Source organism: Duganella sp. FT27W, from assembly GCF_009295655.1.
Classification (GTDB): domain Bacteria; phylum Pseudomonadota; class Gammaproteobacteria; order Burkholderiales; family Burkholderiaceae_D; genus Rugamonas; species Rugamonas zoogloeoides.
On the sequence record NZ_WHIV01000003.1, the window covers coordinates 887,285 to 909,921 of the forward strand.

The following is a 22,637-nucleotide window of genomic DNA, read 5'->3' on the forward strand; positions in this document are numbered from 1 at the left end:
AGAGCTGAGTGCTTAAATCACTTGCAGCATGATCTTGCCGACATGGGTGCTGCTTTCCATCAATTCATGCGCCTTGGCCGCCTGCTCGAGCGGAAACACCGTGTGGATCACCGGCTTGATCTTGCGCTCGGCCATTAGCGGCCACACGCGCTTGAGCAGGTTTTTGGCAATCGCGCCCTTGAACTCCACCGAACGCGGTCGCAGAGTGGAGCCGGTGATGGTCAGGCGGCGGTACAACATCTGCCCCAGGTCCAGCGTGGTCTTGGCGCCGCCCAGCGTGGCGATCAGTGCGATGCGGCCATCGTCGGCCAGGCACGCCACTTCGCGCGGCACGTAGTCGCCGCCCACCATGTCGAGGATCACATCGACGCCACGGTCGTTGGTCAGCGATTTGACGACGTCAACAAAATCCTCGGTCTTGTAATTGATGCCGCGCTCGGCGCCCAGTTCCTGGCATGCAGCGATCTTGTCGGCGCTGCCGGCGGTGGCAAACACGCGGTGACCCAGGGCGCTGGCCAGCTGGATTGCCGCCACGCCGATGCCCGAGGTACCGCCCTGCACCAGCAGGGTTTCACCGCCTGTCAACCGGGCGCGGTCGAATACATTGCTCCACACGGTGAAATAGTTTTCGGGAATCGTCGCCGCTTCCAGCATGCTCCAGCCCTTGGGCACGGGCAGCACCTGCTCGATGGGCGCCACGCAGTATTCGGCGTAACCACCGCCCTGCACCAGCGCGCACACGTGATCGCCGATGTCGAAGGTAGAGTAGTCGAGGTCGCCGTCGACGATCTCGCCAGCTACTTCCAGTCCTGGCAAATCCGACGCGCCCGGCGGCGGCGCGTAAGCGCCCTTGCGCTGGAACACGTCGGGACGGTTGATGCCGGCCACGTGCACCTTGATCAGCACTTCGCCGGTTTTTACCACTGGCATGGGACGCTCGCACAATTTCAGTACTTCGGGCGAACCGGGTTGGGTGATTTCAATCGCGCGCATGGTGGACCTCTGCAAATTTTAAAGAAAAGATTGTACGCGAGGCTACAGCGCCACGCAGGCGGGCACACCGCTGCACGACGAACCCTCGGCACCACCACAAATGCAATTGACTTGCAACAATGATGCTTGACCGTTATTATTGCAACAGTTTTGCATTAACACTTCTTGTGCTGCTGCCCTGCCCCATTTCGCCGGGCCGCGCCCGCACCAACCCTCCAATACCATTGCCAGAAATCATGCGCCATCACGTACTTGCAGCCGCCATTTTGTCCACATTTTCAAGCGCCTACGCGGCCGACGACGCCACCCTCCAGACCGTTGAAGTCCGCGCCGACAAGCCGGCCGGCAGCGACACCAGCGTCACGGTCCAGAACGACCGCGCCCAGAACCGCACCCTCGGCGACATGCTCGAACACGTCTCGGGCGTGCAAAGCAGCGCCTTCGGCCCCAATGCCGGCGCGCCGGTGATCCGCAGCCTGTCCGGCAGCCGCGTGCAAATCCTCGAAGATGGCCAGTCGATCCTGGGCATGAACGCCATCAGCGGCGACATCAACATTCCGTTCGACCCGCTGTTTGCGCGCAGCGCCACCGTCAGCAAATCGTCGGACAGCGTGCGCTACGGCGGCAATGCGATCGGCGGCAGCGTCAATGTCGATTCGGGCCTGCTGTCGCGCACGATGGAAAACCAGGACCACGAACTGGAACTGGTGCTGCGCAAGGGCCACAACGATGCCGACGCCCAGGGCTTGCGCCTGAACGTCAACAACGGCAAGAATTTCTCGACCAATATCCAGCTGTCGTTCCAGAGCATCGGCCACTACGACATTCCCGGCAACAGCAAGGCGGCCGTGTGCAATACCGGGCTGTTCCCGGCCAACGGCGGCGTCAACACGTTTCTTGCCGACAGTTGCCAGAAAGAGGCGCGCATCCAGCAGGTGTACAACAAGGCGTCGCAGCCGTTTATCGAACAATTCATCACGGAAAATCCGGACTGGGCCGATGGCGATTTTTCCTTTTACACCAACAACCCGACCTCGGTGTGGCAGCGCAAAACGTACGTCAACCCCGCCAACCCGGCGTATGTGCCCGGTACGCCGCGCACGGTCGAAAACAGGATCAACAACGATGTCACGCCCGACTACCACGGCACGCTCGGCAACAGCTACTCGAACAACTCGCACTTCGGCGTGGGCACCACCTATTTCTTCGACCAGGGCTACCTGGGCGTGAGCCTGGACTCGAAGGAAAGCAAGTACGGCGTGCCGGGCTTTTCGATGGAGAACAAGTCGTTCGGCGCCAACTACGATGAAGGGCTGCCGGTCGGTGTGAAAATCCGCCAGGACAAGTATGCGCTGGAAGGCAAGCTGCGCGAGCCGGTGCCGTACGTGGAAAGCGCCGAGCTGCGCGTCTCGCGCCTGAACAATACGTCGGGCGAATACATCGGACCGACCAACGCCAACGAGTACGCGTTCGACACCACCCAGGCCGAGCTGCTGCTGGCGCAGCGCCGCGCCGGTGCACTGTCCGGCCTGGTCGGCCTGTCGTACCGGTCGCGCGATGTGACCGGCAGCGGCCCGCAGCTCTACCTGCCCAACGTGGGCACTGCCAGCCGCGCGCTGTTCATCAAGCAAAATCTCGACTTCGACTGGGCATCGTTCGACGCCGGTTTCCGCCACGAGAAAGTGGAGCACGAGATCGAGAACAGCGCATTCAAGACCTCGCGCAACGCCGCCAATACCAAATTGGCCGACCGCGAGTTCAGCCTGAACAGCTACAACGTCGGCGCCGCTTTCGAGCTCGGTAAATTGTGGGGCGCCAAGATGCGGTACGGATCGTCGGAGCGCGCGCCCGACATCAACGAGCTGTATGCGAGCAACCGCCACTACTCGATCATGACGCAGGAAGAAGGCAACCAGAACCTCAAGGCTGAACGCTCCCGCAACACCGAGTTGACCGTGCTGTTCGGCGTTGGCGGCTTCAAATTGAGCGGTACCGCCTACCAGATGAAGTACGACAATTACCTGTACCTCGGTCACTCGGGCCTCCAGACCGGCAACCGCCTGCCGCTCAAGTACTGGAAGCAGACCGACACGACCGTCAAGGGCTTCGAGCTCGATGCGTCGCAGGAGCTCAGCCTGGGCGCCTACGGCAAGCTGAATGTGTCGGCGTTTGCGGACCTGGTCAAGAACAAGGCCGACCACCCGGACCGGCTGCGCACGCAAAACGATGGCGAATACCTGCCCAATATGCCAACCAACCGCTATGGCACCAATGTGCTGTGGGAAAACCAGGGCTGGAAGGCCCGCCTGTCGAGCACGTATTACGACAAGCAGAAATACCTGGGCAAAAGCGTGAGCAACGAAGTGCCGCTCGACGCCTACAACATGGTGAACTTCCAGGTCAGCCGCGCAATCGCGTTGCCGTACGCGCGCGTGACCGGGCTGGAAGTATTCATCAGCGGCTCCAACCTGCTCGATGAAGATGCGCGGCCGCACAACTCGCCGCTGAAATACATTGCGCCGCTGCCGGGCCGCGGGTTCCAGGTGGGATTAACGATGAAGCTGTAACTTCAGTTTCCGTCTCCCCCGGTCCGTGATTTGGTGGGCAAGGGCGAATTCGGCTTCCAGCGCGCCGACAGCGCCTGCCCCTCTTCGATCTGTTCCGGCGTCATGTGCTTGACCACGGCTGCGCGCTGTTCGGCCGCGTTGGGGGCGCTGCGGGCGGCAGCCAGGTTCCACAGCATGTAGGCGATCACGTTATCCTGCGGCACGCCGCCAATGTGATAGCGGTACATCAGGCCCATGGTTTGCAGCGCTTCGCCGTGGCCTTGCTGGGCCGCCTTGCGGAACCAGCTCACCGCCTGCTTGTGGTCCTGGATCACCGCGTTGCCGGTGTAGTACATGGCGCCGACCACGTACTGGGCGTCGGCCTTGCCTTGCAGCGCGGCCTTGCGGTGCCACTGAAACGCTTGCGGATAATCCTGCGGCACACCACGCCCCATGTAATACATCAGGCCCAGCAGGTGCTGGGCATCGGCATTGCCGGCCTTTGCCAGCGGCGTGATTTCCTTCAGCGCGGTGCCGTAGTTCTTGTTGTTGTAGGCGGTGGCGCCCTCCAGGAAGCCGGCCAGCGCGGCTTGGTGCAGGCCCAGGGCGAGACAGATCGCCAGTATGAATTTTTTCATATCGTTTTAGCTATGGTGCGTTGATGCGGGCTCACTTCCAGTTGACCTTGCCGAGGCCGTCAACCGACACTTCGCGGTTGAGCGGCTTGCCGTACACGGTGACGGAACCGAGACCGCTCAGGTCGAGCTTGGCGTTGGCGGTGGCGGTGACGGTAGCGTTGCCGAGGCCGCTCAGATCGAGCTGGACGCTGTCGGCCGTGAACTTCTGCGCGTTCAGGCCGCCGAGGCCGCCAAGGTCGGCCTTGAGCAGCTTGCCGCGTCCGCCAAGGACGATGTTGCCGGCGCCGCCCAGGTCGAGGTCGATGCGTTCGTTTTCGCTGATCCACAAATTCATCTTGCCCACGCCGCCGAGCTTGGCGCGCACGGTCTTGTAATCGACCGTGGCCTTCATGCTGCCGGCGCCATCGAGCACCAGTTCCAGGTCCTGCCCGGAGAAGCCGCTGATATCGGTGGCGCCCAGCCCCTCCACCACCACCTGCCGCAGGTTGGGCAGCACCATCTCGGCGCGGGCGCCGTTGCTGGTATTGATCTTGATGCCGCGTCCGCCGTCGGTTTCCAGGTGCAGCGTGTCGCCGCTTTGCGCGTAGGTCAGCCGGTCCATATAGCGCTTGTCGCCGGTGATCTTGAGCGACGGCGTGTCGCCCTGCCGCAGCCGGACATCGACCATGCCATCGATCTTGACCCGCACCACGCGCGCATCGATGCTGACGGTACGGGTTTCGCTGGTATCGTCGGCAGCCGAGGCGCGCCCGAACAGCGCGCACGCCGCAGCAAATAGCAAACCGAACTGGAAAATCCTCTTCATGATCTATCCCTGGCTGATGATTCCACAATCATAACGCCGCGCGCACGCCCACCCGCGAAATTGCGACGAACTGCACAAATCAAGGCATGAACAACAAAATCAAGTGGTGCGGGCGAGGTTGAGCCAGGCGCGGGCGGCAAACGACAGGTGGCTGTTGCGACGCCAGGCCAGCCGCAGTTTCCAGTCGAGCGCGGGTTCGGTCAGCGTGGCGATCGAGAACTGGCCCTGTGGCAGCGTGTCGCAGAACAGCCTGGGCAGGATCGCGACGCCCACGCCCAGACGCACCAGCGAGGCGACGAAGTCCCATTGGCCGCTGCGCCCGCTGATCCTGGGCTGGAAGCCGGCGGCAGCGCAGGCGTCGGTAACGATGTCGTTCAGCGCGAACGACGCGCCGTAAAAAATGAACGGGCTGTCGGCCAGTTCGCGCAGCGCGACCGTGGGCCGACCACGCCAGGCCGACGCCAGCGGCGCCAGCACGCACAACGGCGATGTGACCAGCGGCAGCGAATCGAATTCGGTCCAGATGTGGGCGTTGCCGGCATAGTCGAGCAGCGAGCCCATTTCCAGCGTGCCGTTGCGCAGGTTGGCTTCGATCGCCTGGGTGCCGTCCTCGAACAGTTTGAGTTCCACGTCCGGATACTGGCGGTGGTACGCCGCCAGCAGCGGCGCCAGCGGCTGGTGCGCCTGTTGCGTGACGCCCAGGCGTAATTCGCCGCGCCGCAGTTGCTGCAAATCGGCCAGCTCCACGTTCAGTTCCGCGTGCATGGCCAGCAGCGCCCTGCCACGCGCCAGCACCACCTGGCCCGCGTCGGTCAGCGTGAAGCGCTTGCCGATGCGCTCGAGCAGCACCAGGTCCAGCGACTGCTCGAGCTGGGCGATCATCTTGCTGACCGTGGGCTGGGTCACGTGCAACTGCTCGGCAGCGCGGCTGAAACCCTGGTGGTCCACGACCGCGACGAAATACCGCAAGGAACGCAAATCCATGATCTATTCCAATATAGAATGATTTTCATAATTTTAATTCATTTTATCTTTTGATTGGCCACGCCTAGAATGGCTGCATGAAAACCTCTTGCGTCTCCCGATTCGTGTATACCGTATTACAGATCGTGCTCCTGATCGCCATCTGGTACGCCTGCGACCGCATCGCTGCCTGGCTGCACTTGCCGTTTTCCGGCGGCGTGGTGGGGCTGCTGGTCATGGTGGCGCTGCTGCTGGCGGGCGTGGTACGGCCGTCGGTGGTGGACCATGGCGCCGAGTGGCTGCTGTCGAACATGCTGTTGTTCTTTATCCCGCTGATCGTCTCGGTGGTGCAGTTCACCGCCTTGCTCGAGCGCGAAGGGGTGCGGCTGTTCGCGGCGATCGGCATCGGTTTCATTTCGGTGCTGCTGGCCACTGCCTTTACCGTGGAGTGGGTATGCAAATTCGAGCGGCGGGTGCGGTTGCGTAAACTGCGCAGTGTTCGTCAAATCCGCCAGGAGCAGCCGGCATGAAACCGTTTCTTTACCTGGTGCTCACCGTGGTGCTGTTCTACGCCAACCAGGCGCTGCACCGCCGCTACCAGTACTTCTGGCTCACGCCCGCGATCACCACGTCGGCGATCCTGATTGCCTTGATCGAGCTGACATCTACGCCTTTCTCGCAATATTTTGGCGATACCCGTTGGCTGCCATGGCTGCTGGGCCCCGCCACCGTCGCCTTTGCGCTGCCGATCTACCAGCAGCGCGATCTGATCAGGCGGCACTGGCTGGCGCTGGGCCTGGGCAGTTGCGCCGGCATCGTGGTCTCGCTGGGCAGCACGCTGCTGCTGAGCCGCCTGCTCGGCCTCGACGCCAATGCCGCCCACAGCCTGCTGGCGCGGTCGGTGTCCACGCCGTTCGCGCTGGAAGCCACGCGCCACCTCGGCGGCGAATCGCAGTTGACCGGCGTGTTCGTGATGATCACCGGCCTGTTCGGGATCTTGCTGGGACAGGTGCTGCTTGGCCTGCTGCCGCTGCGGATGCGGGTGGCACGCAGCGCGCCTTTCGGTGCGGCGGCCCACGGCTTCGGCATGAGCGTGGCGCGCAAGATCGGCCCGCAGGAAGGCGCCGTGGCCAGCCTGACGATGATTTTCAGCGGGATCTTGATGGTGCTGCTGGCGCCGTTGCTGGGGCGCTTGCTGGCCTGAGCCGCGTTAGCCGCCGCCGCTTGAGCAGCCCATGCAGCGGTGCTTGTGCATCGCCGGCTTATGCAATGCCGGTTGGCGTATTACCAGCCCATCACCTTGCGCATCTGCGGCGCCAGGTCGCGCGCCATGGCGGCGTGCTGTTCGCGCGTGGGGTGGGCGTCCTGCGGGTCGCCCGGGTAGGTGGTTGAAGGCACCGCCTGCACGCGCGGATCGCCCACGCGGCGCACCGTCTCGGCGAGGTATGCCACCAGCGCTGTCTTGCGTTCGTTCTTCAGCATCGCGCCTTCGGTCAGCACGATTTTCGCCTGCGGATGGTCGGCCAGCAGCGTGCGCACCAGCCGCACGTAGGTGCCGACATACTGTTCGCGCTCGGGAATGCCGACGTTGAAATCGTTGGTGCCGATGGCGCTGATGATCAAATCCGGATGGTACTGGCGCTGGTCCCACTTGACCGGCTGCTGCTGGTCGGCGATGGCCAGCTGGTAGTAGTCGGGCAGATTGAGCTGGTCGGTATGGTTGTCCCACGTGCGCACCAGTCCCCTGCCCCCGGCGCACACCAGCTGCACCTGCGCTTGCAGGTCGCGCGCCAGCAGCATGCCGTACGACGCGCGCGCATCCCACCACGACGCTTCCTTCTTGGCGCCCGGCACGCGGTCGATCGCTTCGCCGCACGTGACGGAATCGCCCATCACCAGCAGTTTGCGCTGCGGCAGCGCGGGCGCCGGCAGCCAAGCGCCGTCGGTATCGAAGCGCCGCACCGTGGCCTTGCCCAGCCAGGCCTCGGAACGGTTGACGACCTCCACCCGGTGCGGACCGGCGGCCAACCCTTCGGCCAGCACCAGCGTTTGTGCCCCCTTGGCCAGGTGCACCTTGCGCGCAGCGCCGCCATCGACCATCACGTCAACGTAGCTGTTGTCGCTGGTAGCATCGACCGCCATCGCCACGCGCGTGCCGTCGATGGCCACGGCAAAGCCCACGCCGGGGTACGCGAAGTACACGGCGCCGTCGGGTTGAACCTGGCTGCGGCCGGTGCGGGCCACGCGCGGATCGGCGGCCGTGATGCTGGTCCCTGCCGTGGCTGTCGTGGCGGCGCTGGCTGGCGCCGCTGTTAGCACCGCAGCGGTGACCACAGCGGCACAGGCGAACGCCAACGCGACTGCGGTGGCGGGGACTGCCAGCGCAGCCAGGCGGGGGATCGATGCCATGTTATTTCATCAGCTTTTTAATATCGGGCAGCATGGCGTCGGACCACACCTGGTAGCCCTTGGGCGTGGGGTGCAGGTAATCGGCCATGATGGTGGGCGACATGTCGCCGTTCGCTTGCAGGAACTTCTTGCCATAGTCCTTGAAGACGATGGATTTGCCGTCATCGAGCGTGGCGATCAGGCGATTGAGTTCGATGATCTGCGCGCGCTTGGGGCTGGCCGCCGATTGCTCGTACGGCAGCACGGCATTGAGCAGGATGCGCGCGTTCGGATACAGCGTGCGCAGCTTGGTCACGACTGCCTTGACGCCGTCGAATACCTGTGCCGGATTGGCCTGGCAGTGGAAGAAGTTATTGACGCCGATGGTGAGCACCACCAGCTTGGGCGATAGCTTGCCGGCCTGGCCGTTGTCGAGCCGCCAGAGCACGTTGCCGGTGTGGTCGCCGCCGATGCCGAAGTTGGCCGTCTTCCACTTGCCAAACGATTTATCCCATATTTTCTTGTTCCAGCCCTCGGTGATGGAATCGCCCACGAACAGCAGGTCCACCTTGCCGGTCTCCGCGACCTCGATATCTTCCTGGAACATGGCCTGCCAGCGGGCGATCGACATCCACGGGTATTCGACGGTGCGCGGCGCCGGGGTGATGCTGCACGCCTTGCCGTCGATGACGGCCGGCTTGGCGTCGGCCGCCTGCGCGGCAGCGCCGGACAGCGCCAGCACGGCACTGGTGATGAGCGAAACAATAAGGCTATTCTTCATATTTTTGACCTCAGATTGAACGGGATTTCAGTGTAGCTTAAGTTTTCAACTTCAGGCGCAGCAGTAGCGTGCCGTGCGCCGGCACCTTGGCTTCGAGCCTGCGCGTGGTGTCGCCGGTCTTGCCGGTCCAGACGTCGGTCCACGCATAAGGCTTCGTCTTGAAGTACGCCGTGCGCTTGCTGAGGTCATCGTTGATGTGATACGCGCCCCAGTCGAAGCTCACCGGCACAGCCTGCGCGCCGCGATTCATCACCATCAGCGCCCACTCGTCACCGGACAGCGGCTTGGCCCAGTACTCGATATCGCCGGCCTGCAGGAAGCGCCACGCCGATACACCGAGCTTGTCCTGGTTGATGGCGATCGCCCCGGCATTGGTGAGAATGCGGTGGGTGGACGCCGGCATCGTCCGCACGTCGTTGCCGAGGATGAGCGGCGACGCGAGCATGGCCCACGCCGAGAAATGCGACTTGTCCTCGTCCTCGCTCAGGCCCTTGCCCACGACCAGCATGTCCATATCGTTCCAGTGACCGGGACCGGCGTGCTGGCGCAAGCCGGCCTGCTTGTCGAGGATGCGCAGCACGCCCCAGGCCGAGAACGAACCCTGGCTGAATTCGCAGTCCCAGCACGGATAGATGTCGCCCGTGGTGCGCCACGAGTGGCCCACGTCTTTCGCCCACTCCCACGGCCTCGTGTCGCCCCACTCGCAGATGCTGAACAACATGGGGCGGCCGGCGCTGCGGATCGCGTCGCGCATGGTGGTGTAGGCACCGGCGGAGTTCAGGCCCTTGGTGTCGCACCAGTCGTACTTGATGTAATCGATGCCCCATTCGGCGTAGGTAATCGCGTCCTGGTACTCGTGGCCACGGCTGCCCGGCTTGCCGCCGCAGGTGGTGGCGCCGGCGTCGGAGTAGATGCCGAGCTTCAGGCCACGGCCATGCACATAGTCGGCCAGCGCCTTCATGCCGGACGGGAAGCGCGCGGAGTCGGGGTGAATCACGCCCTTGTCGTCACGCTTGCCGTGCCAGCAGTCGTCGATGTTGACGTATGTGTAGCCGGCGTCCTTCAAGCCGTTTTTCACCATGGCGTCGGCGGTATCGCGGATCAGCTGCTCGTTGATATCGCAGGCAAAAGTGTTCCAGCTGTTCCAGCCCATTTGCGGTGTGGCCGCCAGGCCGTCGAACTTCTGGGCGCTGGCGGAGGTACTGAACAACCCGGCCAGCGCACAGGCAGCGAGCCACACGGGCATCGACTTTTTCATGCGCGGCTCCTTACCGTGCAGGTGCTTTGAGCGACTTGAGCTTGTCGCCATACTCCTTGATCAGCTTGAGCGAGCTGGTATCGGTGTCGAACACCGAGTACAGGCCCTGCTCTTCCTGCGGCGGGTCGCCCATGAAGTCGTTGCCCGGCTTCCACCAGTAATCGGCATTGGCCGCGCGGCCGGCGCCGCCCCACGCCCAGAAGTTGAAGCCGGCGATTGGGTCGCCCTTGGCGGCGCGGGTATAGACCACGTCGAACACTTCCTTGTAGAAGCGATCGCGGATCTTGGTCGTGGCCTTGATGCTGAACGACGGGCCATCGCGATCGAGGCCGAATTCTTCAAGCACGATCGGCTTGCCGAGTTTTTTGGCCAGCTCGATGTGCGAATTCAGGTAGTCGCGGCTCTTGGTGATCGCATTGTCCCAGGTGCCTTCGGGATTGCGCGAGTCGAACCATTCCCAGTTCTTCGGCCACAGGTGGTACGTCAGGTAATCGACATGCTTGCTGCGGTGGGCGTCGAGAAACAGCTGCGCATCGTGGGCGGAACCGGCCAGGCCTTCGCTGCCGGTGCTCACCATGTGGTTGCGATCGAGGCTGTGGATGTAGCCGGCCGTCTCGTCGATCCACTTGACGTAAGCGGCCTTCTCTTCCTTCGTCGCCTTGCCGTTGCCGGGGCGCGGCTCGTTGGCCAGCTGCCACGACATCAGAATCGGATCTTCCGAGTACGGCTTGCCGGTGATGGTGTTGACGCGCTTGACGATTTTCGCGATCACCTGGCGGTACTCTTTTTGCGCGGCAGCGTTCACATAGAAGCGCGCATTCTTCTTCATGTAATCGTCATAGTCCTTGGTCACGTTCGGGTCCAGCGCCGGCGTGCCTTCGAACCAGTTCAGGTACTGGGTCATGCCGCCCGACCACTGCCAGAAGTTGTTCAGGTAAAGCACCACGGTCATGTCGCGCTTGGCCGCTTCGGCCATCAGGAAGTCCAGGCCCACCAGCAGGTTCTCGTCGTACTCGCCCGGCTTGGCCGTGGTGGCGGGGCTGACCGCGCTTTTCATGTCGGTCTTCTCGGAGACGGCCAGCACGCGCAGGTTGTTGATGCCGGTCGCCTTCATGGTATCGAGCTCCTTGAGCAGGCGGGCACGCTCGCCCACGCCGCTCGGCGCACCGAGGTAGCCGCCGTACCAGAAGTTGGCGCCCACGATGTAATACGCCTGGCCCTTGCGACTGAAGTGCGTTTTCTTGGCCGTGATGAACTCCGACTTGGCGGCGTTGGTCACCGGCGCGCCATCGGCGGCGGCCACGATGCCGACCGCGCCCACCATCATGGCGGCGGCGCAGAATTTGAACAGTTGTTTCATGTCTCGTCCTTTATGGTTATGGTTGCTGCTACTTCAGGGGCTTGCCGTTGACGTTGAGGACTTGCTTCGGCAGTTTGACGGTAATGGTTCGGGCGCCGGCATCGGCGGCATCGTGCGCCAGCAGCACCTTGTAGCTGCCGGCGGCGATGCGCCAGGTCTTCGAGCGGCTGTCGTACAGCGCCAGCAGGCGCGGATCGATGGTCACGGTGACTTCCCGGCTCGCGCCCGGCGCCAGGTCCACTTTCTCGAAAGCGGCCAGGCGCTTGGGTGCTTCCCACTTCATGCCCAGCGGCGCCACGTATACCTGCGGCACATCCTTGCCCGCCACTGCGCCGGTATTGGTGACCTTGAAGCGCAGTTGCAGCTTGCCGTCCTGCTGGCCCGACTTCAGGTCGGAATACGCGAACGTGGTGTACGACAGGCCATGGCCGAACGGGAACAGCGGCTTGTGGCCTTTCAGGTCGAACCACTTGTAGCCGACTGCCGCGCCTTCATGGTAATCGACCGCGAAGCGCACTTTTTCGTTCTTCGGATCGCCATCGAGCACGGGACGCGGCAACTGGCTGGCAGACGCCGGGAATGTCGCCGGCAAGTGCCCCGACGGATTGACTTCGCCGAACAGGATGCGGGCGATCGCCTCGCCACCGCCCGAGCCGGCGTACCACGCCTGCAGCACGGCCGCGCTCTGGTCCAGCCACGGCATCAGCACCGGGCCCGAGGTTTCAAGTACCACCACGGTTTTCGGATTGGCTTTTGCCACCGCCGCCACCAGCGCATCCTGGTTGTCGGGCAGCGCCAGCGACACCGCATCGAGCGCCTCGCCCACCCACTGCTGGGCAAACACGATCACCGCGTCGGCGCCTTCGGCAGCTTTGGCGGCGGCGACCGGATCGAGGCCGTCGTGGTAAATCACCTGCGCACCGGGCGCGCGCGCCTGGATCGCCTTCAGCGGCGACGACGGGTGGTACACCACCGGGCCGGGCCAGGTCAAAGGTTCGATGCCGGGCACCGGGTTGCCCTCCACCGGGTACACCAGCGACGAGCCGCCGCCGGCCAGCACGCCCACGTCCGCGTGGGCGCCGATGACGACGATCTTGCGCGCGCCGGATTTGAGCGGCAGCGTGCTATTGGCGTTCTTGAGCAGGACCATGCCTTCCTCGGCGTCGGCCTGGCTGACCAGGCGGTTGGCCGCGAAGTCGATCGCGCCGCCTTCGGCCACCGGGTTCTCGACCACGCCCTTGTCGAACATGGCCCACAGGATGCGATAGACCATGTCGTCCAGGCGCGCCTGCGGCACATGGCCGTTGGCCACCGCCTCCTCGAGCGCGCCGCCGAAGTACTGCGACTTGTCGAACTCCCAGCCCGACTGCTGATCGAGGCCGGCCTTGGCCGCTTCCACCGTGCTGTGCACTGCGCCCCAGTCCGACATCACGTACCCCTTGAAGCCCCAGTCTTTTTTCAGCACACCGTTGAGCAGGTAGTCGTTCTCGCACGCGTACACGCCATTCAGGCGGTTGTACGAGCACATCACCGAGCCGGGGTTGGCCTGTTCGAGCACGAACTGGAACGCCAGCAGGTCGGACATGCGGTTGCTGGTATCGTCGATGCGGGCATCGAGCACGAAGCGGCCGGTTTCCTGGGCATTGACGGCGAAGTGCTTCATGGTTGCGATCAGGTGGTTCGACTGGATGCCCTTGATCTGCGCCGCGACCATGCTGCCTGCCAGCAGCGGGTCTTCGCCGGCGTATTCGAAGTTGCGGCCATTGCGCGGTTCGCGCTGCAGGTTGACGCCGCCGGCCAGCATCACGTTGAAGCCCGACGCGCGCGCCTCGCTGCCGATCATGGCGCCGCCCTGGTAGGCCAGGGCCGGGTTCCATGTAGCCGTGGTGGCCAGGCCCGAGGGCAGCGAGGTGCGGCCGCGCGGGGTGGGTCCGGCTTGCGTGGCCACCCCGAGGCCGGCGTCGGTTTCGAACAGCGCGGGCAATCCCAGGCGTGGTACGCCGGCGATGTAGCCGGCCGAATAAGGCAGCGCGGCCGGATGGCGCTTGGTCTTGTTGGCAAAGTCGGAGCCGAAGTGACCCAGTACCCACGACAGCTTTTCTTCCTGCGTCATGGCGGCCAGCGCCAGTGCGGCGCGGCGGTCGGCCGGCAGCGCCGCATCGAGCCACGGCCTGGCAGCAGGTGCTGCTTGTTTGGCTCGTTCGGCCTGTTTCGCTTGTTCGGCCTGTTCGGCTAGGGCAGCTTGCCCGGCTTGCCCGGCTAACGCCTGGCCGGCGGCGCTGGCCGGGACCGCAGCAGCTATCCCGAACGCCAGCGCCAAGGCGATGGCAACGGGCCGGGCGTGAAGGTGGCGCGGTCCGGCAGCGGACCGGGCGGATGCAACTTGTTCCATAAACGTGTCTCCCGTATGGATGGGTTTTATATTATGAAAATATTCTGCATGGACGCACTCCACCGGTCAAACCAAGGCCAAAATCGGGGCGCAGTTTAGCCATCTTCACTAAACACGCACGCACACACTCAAATGGCGCGCTGCAACACCCGCAGCAGTGGCAAACTCGATGTTTAGTAAAGAACGCTAAACTTTTCACTGAATCCTGTTGGTCGTTTGACCATGGATAGACGCTCATGCAAGACTTCCTTCACACAGAACCGGCCGACGACGCAGTCGCGAGCCGCTTCACCGAGACAACGGAGACCAGATGGCCACTACCGCTAACACCGCAACAGCGACGCCGGGCGTAACGATCCGCGACATCGCGCAAGTTGCGGGCGTGTCCGCAGGCACGGTCTCGCGCGCCCTCAAGAACGAACCGGGACTGACCGAAGTCACGCGCCAGATGGTGCTGGAAGCGGCGCGCTCGCTCGGCTACGACTTCTGCAAGCTGCGCCCCAAGCGCCTGCGCCGCCTCACTTTCCTGCTGCACCGCCAGCACAATACCGCCGCCAGCAGCCCGTTCTACTCCCCGGTGCTGCACGGCGCCGAAGAAGCATGCCGCAAGCAGGGAATCGTGCTGTCGTTCATGGCGGTGGGCCCGGCCGACGGCCTGATCGACCAGATCCGCATGCACGCGCCGGACGGCATCGTGTGCGCCGGCTTTTTCGAGCCCGAAACGCTGGCCGCGCTGCGCTCCACCGGCAAGCAGCTGGTGCTGATCGACATGCAGCTGCGCGGCTACAACTCGGTCAACCCGGACAATATGATGGGCGGCTACCTGGCCACCAAGCACCTGATCGACACCGGCCGCACCCGCGTGGGTTTTATTTCCGGCCCGCTGGCGCACTACAGCATCCGCGAACGCGCGCGCGGCTATCGCCAGGCCCTGTTCGAGGAAGGCATCCTGGCCGACCCGCGCCTGGAAGCCAACCTGCCCGATGGCGTGGACCTGGAAACGGGCGCCTGGGAGGCGATGGAGCAGCTGCTGTCGCTGCCCCACCCGCCCGACGCCGTGTTCTGCTACAACGACAGCGCCGCGCTGGTAGCGATGCGCTGCTGCCTGGCCAAGGGACTCAAGGTGCCGCACGATGTCGCCATCGTGGGCTTCGACGACATCTCCACGGCCGTGCTGGGCCACCGCCCGCTCACCACCCTGCGCATCGACAAAAAGGCGCTCGGCGCGATGGGCGTGGAGCTGCTGCTCAATAACCAGCACCTGACGCAAAATCCGGCCCAGCCGGGACATCCCCAGCATCCGCCCGTGCAGCACATCGCACCGGTGGAGCTGATCGTGCGCGCCAGCACCGTGTTCGACGGCTGGCGCGCGCCGCAATCTTCCTCCACCGATCGTCCACCAACCTTTTCACGGACCCCATGACGGCACCGAACTTCCACTCCCGCGCCACGCTGCTCGACCACATCCGCCACACCAAGCGTTTTTACGATGGGCGCTGCGTGGACCCCAGCGGCGGCTTGTATCACTTCTACAAGGACGACGGCAGCATCTATGACGAGCGCACACGCCACCTGGTGAGCAGCACCCGCTTCGTCTTCAATTACGCCATGGCGTGGCGCCAGTTCGGCGACGCCGCCGACCAGCAGCGCCTGCGCCACGCCCTGGCCTTTTTGCGCGACGCCCACCGCAACGTGCACACCGGCGGCTACGCCTGGACGCTGGACTGGAAAGACGGCGTCGCGCACGTTACCGACGGCACCAACCACTGCTACGGCCTGGCCTTCGTGCTGCTGGCGTACAGCCACGCGCTGATGGCCGGCGAAACCCAGGCGGGCGAATGGATCGCCGAAACGTTCGATTTGATGGAGCACCGTTTCTTGGATGCGCAGCACGGCCTGTACGCCGACGAAGCCTCGCCCGACTGGGCCCATCTCGATGGCTACCGCGGCCAGAACGCCAATATGCACGCGTGCGAAGCGCTGATCGCCGCGTTCGAGGCGACCGGCGAGCGCGCCTACTTGCTGCGCGCCGAAACGCTGGCGCGCAACATCACGCTGCGCCAGGCCGCGCTGGCCGACAACCTGATCTGGGAGCACTACCACGCCGACTGGTCGGTGGACTGGGACTACAACCGCGACGACAAGAGCAATATCTTCCGCCCCTGGGGCTACCAGCCCGGCCACCTGGCCGAGTGGGCCAAGCTGCTGCTGCTGCTCGAACGCCACGGCGCCCATCTGGCGCATGGCCAAGACTGGCTGCTGCCGCGCGCGATCGTGCTGTTCGACGCGGCGGTGGACAAGGCGTGGGATGCGCAGCACGGCGGCATTTATTACGGCTTCGCGCCGGACGGCAGCATTTGCGACGACCTCAAATATTTCTGGGTGCAGGCCGAAAGCATCGCCACCGCAGCCCTGCTGGCAGCGCGCACCGGAGACGCCCGCTACTGGACCTGGTACGACAAAATCTGGGACTATAGCTGGACCCATTTCGTCGATCACCAATACGGCGCGTGGTACCGCATCCTGGGCGCCGACAACGGCAAGCTCACCGACGAGAAAAGCCCGGCTGGCAAGGTCGATTACCACACCATGGGCGCCTGCTACGAAGTACTGAACGTGATTAAGGATTAAAAGAGATGTCCGATTTTCCCATTTTCGTCGCCGCCGGCGAAGCGCTGACCGACATGATCGTGCAGGACGCGGCCCAACAGCATTGGCACAGCAAGGTAGGCGGCTCCACCTGGAACGTGGCGCGCACCATGGCCGCACTGGACGTGCCGACCGCGTTTGCGGGCGCGATCAGCGACGACGTCTTCGGCGACGCCCTGTGGCAGGCCAGCGCGGCCGCCAAACTCGACCTGCGCTTCTTGCAGCGCCATGCCAAATCGCCGCTGCTGGCCATCGTCCACCGCACCGATCCGCCCGCGTATTTTTTCGTGGGCGACGACAGCGCCGACCTGCATTTCGACGCCAGCGCGCTGCCGCAGGACTGGCGCGCGCACTGCAGGTGGGTGCATTTCGGTGGCATCAGCCTGGCGCGCCAGCCGCTGGCCGGCAAGCTGGTGGCGCTGGCCGAACAACTGAAGGCCGACGGCGTACGCATCAGCTTTGACCCCAATTACCGCCTGCTGATGGATGAGCGCTACGACGCCACGCTGCGCCGCATGACCGAACTGGCCGACGTGGTCAAGGTGTCGGAGGAAGATCTGGCGGGCCTGTTCCGAACCGATGACATCGACGCGGCATTTACCACCCTGCGCAGCTGGAATCCGCAAGCGACGTATTTGTACACCAAGGGCGAACACGGCGCGTCGCTGCACTGCGGCGAGCAGTCGTGGACACAAGACACGCCGCAGATCACCGTGGCCGACACCGTGGGCGCCGGCGACGCCAGCATCGCCGCCCTCGCCTACAGCCTGCTGCACTACCCGGACCGCGCGCCCGACCGCCACCTGCGCTTTGCCGTGTGCGCGGGCGCGGCAGCCTGCATGACCGAGGGCGCGTCGCCGCCCACGCTGGCCGCGATCGAGGCGTTGGCAACGCGGGAAGATTGATTTTTAGTTACAACCAATGCTAAAGGCAAACGATTCTCATTCTTGATAAAATCTGGCAACTCTCCCTTTTTACCGAGAAAAATTATCGTTTTCATCAAGAACCCAAAAATTAAATGTCTGTAATGCGTGCGATTGATATGCGTCATTGCGGACATAAATGATTTGCGGGTGGTAAACTTAGGTTGTCCTTTTCCATAACCAAGAGGCTTCCTATGAACCAGATGTCCAGGCGACAGTTCCTTCGGGTAACTGGCGCCACCATCGCGGGTTCGAGCATCGCGCTCCTCGGCTTTGCGCCGGCAACGGCCATGGCCGAAGTCCGGCAATACAAGCTGGCGCGCAGTACCGAAACCCGCAACACCTGCCCCTACTGCTCCGTAGGCTGCGGGATTTTGATGTATGGGCTGGGCGACGGCGCCAAAAACGCCACCGCTTCCATCATCCACATCGAAGGCGATGCCGACCACCCGGTCAATCGCGGCACGCTGTGCCCGAAAGGCGCCAGCCTGATCGACTTCATCCACTCGCCGAATCGCCTGATGGCGCCGCAGTACCGCGCCCCGGGTGCGACCGAATGGTCGCCGATGTCGTGGGACGACGCGCTGAACCGCATTGCGAAGCTGATGAAAGCCGACCGCGATGCCAACTTCATCGAAAAATCGGCCGACGGCAAAACCGTCAACCGCTGGACCACCACCGGCATGCTGTGCGCGTCGGCGGCATCGAACGAAGTCGGTTATTTAACCCATAAAACCATGCGCAGTCTCGGCATGCTGGTATTCGACAATCAAGCACGTGTATGACACGGTCCGACGGTGGCAGGTCTTGCCTCGACATTTGGACGTGGTGCGATGACGAATCACTGGGTAGACATCAAGAACGCAGATGTCATCCTGGTCATGGGCGGCAACGCAGCAGAAGCACACCCTTGCGGGTTTAAATGGGTCACGGAAGCCAAGGCGCATCGCGGCGCCAAGCTGGTCGTGGTCGATCCGCGCTTTACCCGAACCGCTTCGGTGGCGGACTATTACGTCCCTACCCGTACCGGTGCGGACATCGTTTTCCTGGGCGGTATCATCAACTACCTGCTCACCAACGACAAAATCCAGCACGAATACGTCCGTAACTACACGGACATGCCGTTCATCGTCCGCGAGGACTTCGCCTTCAACGACGGCCTGTATTCGGGGTATGACGAGGCAGCGGGCAAGTACACCGACAAGAGCAGCTGGAACTACGAGATGGGCGACGACGGCTATGCCAAGATCGACCCTACGCTCGAACACCCGCGCTGCGTGTACCAGCTGATGAAGAAGCACTATTCGCGCTACACGCCCGAGATGGTGGAAAAAGCCTGCGGCGTGCCGCCGGAAAAATTCCACAAGGTGGCAGAACTGCTGGCATCGACGGCAGTGCCAGGCAAGGCCGCGACCATCCTGTACGCCCTGGGCTGGACCCAGCACTCGACCGGCGCGGAAACCCTGCGCACGGGCGCCATGGTGCAACTGCTGCTCGGTAACATGGGCATCTCCGGCGGCGGCATGAACGCGCTGCGCGGCCACTCCAACATCCAGGGGCTGACCGACCTGGGGCTGCTCACCAATATGCTGCCCGGTTACCTGACCCTGCCCGGCGAGGCGGAACAGGACTGGAACGCGTACGTGGCCAAGCGCGCGCTGCAACCGCTGCGTCCCAATCAGCTCAGCTACTACAGCAACGCGAAAAAATTCCTGGTCTCGTTCATGAAGACCTGGTGGGGCGATGCCGCCACCGAGGAGAACAACTACGCGTTCGACTACCTGCCCAAGCTCGACAAGCCGTACGACATGATGCAGGCGTTCGAGCTGATGAACCAGGGCAAAATGACCGGCTACATCTGCCAGGGCTTCAACATCCTGGCCTCGGCGCCGGACAAGCAGAAGATCACCGACGGCCTGTCCAAGCTCAAATGGCTGGTCATCATGGATCCGCTGCAGACAGAAACGTCCGAGTTCTGGAAACCGCACGGCGACTTCCACAAGGTCGATCCGACCAAGATCCAGACCGAGGTATTCAGCCTGCCCACGTCGTGCTTTGCCGAAGAACGCGGTTCGCTGGTGAGCTCCTCGCGCGTGCTGCAATGGCACTGGCAAGGCGCCGAGCCACCGGGCCAGGCCAGGAGCGACCTGGAAATCATGTCGGGCCTGTTCCAGCGCATTCGCAAGGCGTACCAGAAAGACGGCGGCAAGTTCCCCGATCCGATCGTCAATCTGACCTGGAACTACGCCCAGCCGATGAGCCCTCAGCCCGAAGAAATCGCCATGGAATTCAATGGCAAGGCATTGAAGGACATCTACGATGCCAAAGACCCGACCAAGCTGCTGCTCAAGAAGAACGAGCAGCTGGCCGGCTTCGCGCAGCTGCGCGATGACGGCAGTACGGCGTCCGGTTGCTGGATCTTTGCCGGCTCGTGGACCGCACAGGGCAACCAGATGGGCCGCCGCGACAACAGCGACCCGTCGGGCATCGGCAATACGCTGAACTGGGCGTGGGCCTGGCCGGCCAACCGCCGCATCCTGTACAACCGCGCTTCGTGCGATACCAAGGGCAAGCCGTTCGACCCGACCCGCAAGCTGGTGGCCTGGAACGGCACCACCTGGTCCGGCGCCGACGTGCCGGACTTCAAGGCGGACGAACCGCCGGAAAACGGCATGGGTCCGTTCATCATGCTGGCCGAGGGTGTGGCGCGCTTCTTCGCGCGCGACGCCATGGCCGAAGGGCCGTTCCCCGAGCACTACGAGCCGTTCGAGTCGCCGATCGGGCACAACCCGATGCACCCGAATAATCCGCGTGCGTTCAACAATCCGGCCGCGCGCATGTTCGCCAACGACCGCAAAAAGCTGGGCAGGAAGGAAGAGTATCCGCACGTGGCCACCAGTTACCGCCTTACGGAACACTTCCACTACTGGACCAAGCACGCGCGGTTGAACGCGATTATCCAGCCGGAGCAGTTCGTCGAAATCGGCGAAGAGCTGGGCAAGGAAATCGGCGTAGTGCACGGCGACCGGGTACGGGTGTCGTCCAAGCGTGGCTACATCGTGGCGAAAGCGGTGGTGACCAAGCGTATCAAGGCATTGATTATCGATGGCAAAAAGACCCACCAGGTCGGACTGCCGATCCACTTCGGGTTCAAGGGGCTCACCAAACCGGGCTACCTGATCAACACACTGACGCCGACGGTAGGCGACGCCAATTCACAGACACCGGAATTCAAGTCGTTCCTGGTGAAAGTGGAAAAAGCCTGACGGCCCGAGGGAGATTAAAACATGTCATTACAATCGCTAGATATCAAACGCCTGTCGGCCACCACGGTGCAGCCGCCGGTGGCCCGCACCCCGGTCACCGGCACTGTCGCCAAACTGATCGACGTCTCCAAGTGCATCGGCTGCAAGGCCTGCCAGACGGCCTGCATGGAATGGAACGACCTGCGCGACGAAGTGGGTGAAACCACCGGCGTGTACGACAATCCAACCGACCTGACGCCGCAATCGTGGACCGTCATGCGATTCTCGGAATACGAGAACACCGACGGCAAACTCGAATGGCTGATCCGCAAGGACGGCTGCATGCACTGCGAAGATCCTGGCTGTCTGAAAGCCTGCCCGGCGCCGGGCGCCATCGTCCAGTACACCAACGGCATCGTGGATTTCCACCAGGAGAACTGCATCGGCTGTGGCTACTGCGTTGCCGGCTGCCCGTTCGACGTGCCGCGCATTTCCAAGGCCGACAGCCGCGCCTACAAGTGCACGCTGTGCTCGGACCGCGTGGCCGTCGGCCAGGAACCGGCTTGCGTCAAGACCTGCCCTACCGGCGCGATCGTCTTCGGCACCAAGGAAGACATGAAGCACCATGCCGAGGAGCGGATCGAAGACCTCAAGTCGCGTGGCTTTGCGCAGGCGGGCCTGTACGATCCGGCCGGCGTTGGCGGCACGCACGTGATGTATGTGCTGCACCATGCCGACAAGGCGCCGCTGTACCATGGCCTCAAGCAGAATCCGTCCATCAGCCCGATGGTGGGCCTGTGGAAGGGTCTGACCAAGCCGCTGGCGCTGGCCGGTATCGCGGCCACCGCGCTGGCGGGCTTCTTCCACTATTCGCGCATCGGTCCGAACGAAGTGAGCAAGGAAGAAGAAGCCGAGGCGCTGCACGAAGCACAACGCATCCGGGAGGACCACAATGAGCGCACATGATCCGCTGAAGGACAAGGACGGCAATCCCTTGATCCAGCGTTACACCGCCAATGACCGCAGCAATCACTGGATCACGGCGATCTGCTTCGTGCTGCTGGCCGTCTCCGGCCTGGCCATGTTCCATCCGGCCACGTCGTGGATGGCCGTGTTCCTCGGCGGCGGCCAGTGGACGCGCATCCTGCACCCGTTTCTCGGTGTGGTGATGTTCGTGTCGTTCTCGGTGCTGGTGATGCGCTTCTGGCACCACAACAAGATCGACCAGGCGGACAAGCAGTGGATGAAGCAGATCGGCGATGTGCTCACCAACCGCGAAGACCGCCTGCCGAAAATCGGCATGTACAACGCCGGCCAGAAGATCCTGTTCTTCGTGCTGATCGCCAGCATGGTGGGCTTGCTGTTGTCGGGCATCGTGATCTGGCGCGCATACTTCGCGTTCTACTTCCCGATCGACGTGGTGCGCTTTGCGGCGCTGCTGCACGCGTTCAGCGCGTTTGTGCTGATTTGCTCGATCATCGTGCATATCTATGCGGCGTTCTGGGTCAAGGGTTCGATCGGCGCCATGGTGCGCGGCACGGTCACCTATGGCTGGGCGCGCAAGCACCATCCGCGCTGGTTCGAGTCGGTGATCAAGAAGCAGCGCGACTGATGGTCGCATGACGTAACACCCGCAGCACGTCCGGGCGCCACGCGCGCCCGGACTCTCCCGCCCGAGCCAACCGGCTCCCCCGTT

The 22,637-nt window shown here is 63.4% G+C and carries 18 protein-coding genes; 9 read left to right on the top strand and 9 right to left on the bottom strand.

The window, feature by feature from the left end:
- Window positions 1-12 precede the first annotated feature (12 nt).
- Window positions 13-993, bottom strand: coding sequence for an NAD(P)H-quinone oxidoreductase (locus tag F8197_RS15775; RefSeq protein WP_152882659.1), 981 nt, complete (start codon window positions 991-993; stop codon window positions 13-15).
- A 266-nt stretch (window positions 994-1,259) separates the two neighbouring features.
- Between F8197_RS15775 and F8197_RS15780 the strand changes: the two genes are divergently transcribed.
- Window positions 1,260-3,560 carry a TonB-dependent receptor gene (locus F8197_RS15780; protein WP_227012269.1) on the top strand — a complete coding sequence of 767 codons (2,301 nt, stop codon included), beginning with the start codon at window positions 1,260-1,262 and terminating at the stop codon, window positions 3,558-3,560.
- Between the two features lie 2 nt (window positions 3,561-3,562).
- On the opposite strand, the gene F8197_RS15785 is transcribed toward F8197_RS15780, so the two are convergent.
- The 3 genes from F8197_RS15785 to F8197_RS15795 all read right to left on the bottom strand — a co-directional run bounded on the left by F8197_RS15785 (window position 3,563) and on the right by F8197_RS15795 (window position 5,966).
- Window positions 3,563-4,177 (bottom strand): tetratricopeptide repeat protein, encoded by a 615-nt coding sequence (locus F8197_RS15785; protein ID WP_019920339.1) that lies wholly within the window; start codon window positions 4,175-4,177, stop codon window positions 3,563-3,565.
- A 31-nt stretch (window positions 4,178-4,208) separates the two neighbouring features.
- Window positions 4,209-4,982 carry a GIN domain-containing protein gene (locus tag F8197_RS15790; protein ID WP_152882661.1) on the bottom strand — a complete coding sequence of 258 codons (774 nt, stop codon included), beginning with the start codon at window positions 4,980-4,982 and terminating at the stop codon, window positions 4,209-4,211.
- A 99-nt stretch (window positions 4,983-5,081) separates the two neighbouring features.
- A complete protein-coding gene (locus F8197_RS15795; RefSeq protein WP_152882662.1) occupies window positions 5,082-5,966 on the bottom strand; it encodes a LysR substrate-binding domain-containing protein in 885 nt (294 codons plus the stop codon).
- Window positions 5,967-6,043: 77 nt separating this feature from the next.
- Here F8197_RS15795 and F8197_RS15800 point away from each other — a divergent pair, with 77 nt between their 5' ends.
- Together F8197_RS15800 and F8197_RS15805 are read left to right on the top strand one after the other, a co-directional pair.
- Window positions 6,044-6,475 (top strand): CidA/LrgA family protein, encoded by a 432-nt coding sequence (locus tag F8197_RS15800; protein ID WP_152882663.1) that lies wholly within the window; start codon window positions 6,044-6,046, stop codon window positions 6,473-6,475.
- Window positions 6,472-7,149 carry an LrgB family protein gene (locus tag F8197_RS15805; protein ID WP_056143651.1) on the top strand — a complete coding sequence of 226 codons (678 nt, stop codon included), beginning with the start codon at window positions 6,472-6,474 and terminating at the stop codon, window positions 7,147-7,149. Before F8197_RS15800 ends, F8197_RS15805 begins: the two co-directional genes overlap by 4 nt.
- Before the next feature lie 80 nt (window positions 7,150-7,229).
- Here F8197_RS15805 and axe2C read toward each other — a convergent pair whose 3' ends face one another.
- The 5 genes from axe2C to F8197_RS15830 are packed head-to-tail and all read right to left on the bottom strand — an operon-like array spanning window position 7,230 to window position 14,124.
- The gene (gene axe2C, locus F8197_RS15810; protein WP_152882664.1) at window positions 7,230-8,354 is read right to left on the bottom strand and encodes a bifunctional acetylxylan esterase/glucomannan deacetylase AxeC2; all 1,125 of its coding nucleotides are present in this window, start codon (window positions 8,352-8,354) and stop codon (window positions 7,230-7,232) included.
- Window position 8,355: 1 nt separating this feature from the next.
- Complete coding sequence (locus F8197_RS15815) at window positions 8,356-9,114, bottom strand: GDSL-type esterase/lipase family protein (RefSeq protein ID WP_152882665.1); 759 nt, start codon at window positions 9,112-9,114, stop codon at window positions 8,356-8,358.
- 37 nt (window positions 9,115-9,151) lie between these two features.
- A complete protein-coding gene (locus F8197_RS15820; protein ID WP_152882666.1) occupies window positions 9,152-10,372 on the bottom strand; it encodes a glycoside hydrolase family 27 protein in 1,221 nt (406 codons plus the stop codon).
- 10 nt (window positions 10,373-10,382) lie between these two features.
- The gene (locus F8197_RS15825) at window positions 10,383-11,732 is read right to left on the bottom strand and encodes a cellulase family glycosylhydrolase (RefSeq protein ID WP_152882667.1); all 1,350 of its coding nucleotides are present in this window, start codon (window positions 11,730-11,732) and stop codon (window positions 10,383-10,385) included.
- Between the two features lie 28 nt (window positions 11,733-11,760).
- Window positions 11,761-14,124: a glycoside hydrolase family 3 C-terminal domain-containing protein gene (locus F8197_RS15830; protein ID WP_227012270.1), complete on the bottom strand. Its 2,364-nt coding sequence runs from the start codon at window positions 14,122-14,124 to the stop codon at window positions 11,761-11,763.
- 310 nt (window positions 14,125-14,434) lie between these two features.
- Here F8197_RS15830 and F8197_RS15835 point away from each other — a divergent pair, with 310 nt between their 5' ends.
- The 6 genes from F8197_RS15835 to F8197_RS15860 all read left to right on the top strand — a co-directional run bounded on the left by F8197_RS15835 (window position 14,435) and on the right by F8197_RS15860 (window position 22,553).
- Window positions 14,435-15,547, top strand: a complete 1,113-nt coding sequence (locus F8197_RS15835) for a LacI family DNA-binding transcriptional regulator (RefSeq protein ID WP_152882668.1) — start codon at window positions 14,435-14,437, stop codon at window positions 15,545-15,547.
- A complete protein-coding gene (locus tag F8197_RS15840; protein ID WP_152882669.1) occupies window positions 15,544-16,755 on the top strand; it encodes an AGE family epimerase/isomerase in 1,212 nt (403 codons plus the stop codon). The genes F8197_RS15835 and F8197_RS15840 overlap by 4 nt, the downstream gene beginning before the upstream one ends.
- 5 nt (window positions 16,756-16,760) lie before the next feature.
- Window positions 16,761-17,678, top strand: a complete 918-nt coding sequence (locus tag F8197_RS15845) for a carbohydrate kinase (protein ID WP_152882670.1) — start codon at window positions 16,761-16,763, stop codon at window positions 17,676-17,678.
- Between the two features lie 212 nt (window positions 17,679-17,890).
- Window positions 17,891-20,962 (top strand): formate dehydrogenase-N subunit alpha, encoded by a 3,072-nt coding sequence (fdnG, locus tag F8197_RS15850; RefSeq protein WP_152882671.1) that lies wholly within the window; start codon window positions 17,891-17,893, stop codon window positions 20,960-20,962.
- Window positions 20,963-20,983: 21 nt separating this feature from the next.
- Window positions 20,984-21,907: a formate dehydrogenase subunit beta gene (fdxH, locus tag F8197_RS15855; RefSeq protein WP_152882672.1), complete on the top strand. Its 924-nt coding sequence runs from the start codon at window positions 20,984-20,986 to the stop codon at window positions 21,905-21,907.
- Window positions 21,894-22,553, top strand: coding sequence for a formate dehydrogenase subunit gamma (locus F8197_RS15860; RefSeq protein WP_152882673.1), 660 nt, complete (start codon window positions 21,894-21,896; stop codon window positions 22,551-22,553). Before fdxH ends, F8197_RS15860 begins: the two co-directional genes overlap by 14 nt.
- Window positions 22,554-22,637 lie beyond the last annotated feature (84 nt).

What these genes read in the sequence shown, in the direction of transcription:
- F8197_RS15775 (WP_152882659.1), bottom strand. Translation starts at nt 993, where the DNA reads ATGCGCGCGATTGAAATCACCCAACCCGGTTCGCCCGAAGTACTGAAA.
- F8197_RS15785 (WP_019920339.1), bottom strand. Translation starts at nt 4,177, where the DNA reads ATGAAAAAATTCATACTGGCGATCTGTCTCGCCCTGGGCCTGCACCAA.
- F8197_RS15790 (WP_152882661.1), bottom strand. Translation starts at nt 4,982, where the DNA reads ATGAAGAGGATTTTCCAGTTCGGTTTGCTATTTGCTGCGGCGTGCGCG.
- F8197_RS15795 (WP_152882662.1), bottom strand. Translation starts at nt 5,966, where the DNA reads ATGGATTTGCGTTCCTTGCGGTATTTCGTCGCGGTCGTGGACCACCAG.
- F8197_RS15800 (WP_152882663.1), top strand. Translation starts at nt 6,044, where the DNA reads ATGAAAACCTCTTGCGTCTCCCGATTCGTGTATACCGTATTACAGATC.
- F8197_RS15805 (WP_056143651.1), top strand. Translation starts at nt 6,472, where the DNA reads ATGAAACCGTTTCTTTACCTGGTGCTCACCGTGGTGCTGTTCTACGCC.
- axe2C (WP_152882664.1), bottom strand. Translation starts at nt 8,354, where the DNA reads ATGGCATCGATCCCCCGCCTGGCTGCGCTGGCAGTCCCCGCCACCGCA.
- F8197_RS15815 (WP_152882665.1), bottom strand. Translation starts at nt 9,114, where the DNA reads ATGAAGAATAGCCTTATTGTTTCGCTCATCACCAGTGCCGTGCTGGCG.
- F8197_RS15820 (WP_152882666.1), bottom strand. Translation starts at nt 10,372, where the DNA reads ATGAAAAAGTCGATGCCCGTGTGGCTCGCTGCCTGTGCGCTGGCCGGG.
- F8197_RS15825 (WP_152882667.1), bottom strand. Translation starts at nt 11,732, where the DNA reads ATGAAACAACTGTTCAAATTCTGCGCCGCCGCCATGATGGTGGGCGCG.
- F8197_RS15830 (WP_227012270.1), bottom strand. Translation starts at nt 14,124, where the DNA reads ATGGAACAAGTTGCATCCGCCCGGTCCGCTGCCGGACCGCGCCACCTT.
- F8197_RS15835 (WP_152882668.1), top strand. Translation starts at nt 14,435, where the DNA reads ATGGCCACTACCGCTAACACCGCAACAGCGACGCCGGGCGTAACGATC.
- F8197_RS15840 (WP_152882669.1), top strand. Translation starts at nt 15,544, where the DNA reads ATGACGGCACCGAACTTCCACTCCCGCGCCACGCTGCTCGACCACATC.
- F8197_RS15845 (WP_152882670.1), top strand. Translation starts at nt 16,761, where the DNA reads ATGTCCGATTTTCCCATTTTCGTCGCCGCCGGCGAAGCGCTGACCGAC.
- fdxH (WP_152882672.1), top strand. Translation starts at nt 20,984, where the DNA reads ATGTCATTACAATCGCTAGATATCAAACGCCTGTCGGCCACCACGGTG.
- F8197_RS15860 (WP_152882673.1), top strand. Translation starts at nt 21,894, where the DNA reads ATGAGCGCACATGATCCGCTGAAGGACAAGGACGGCAATCCCTTGATC.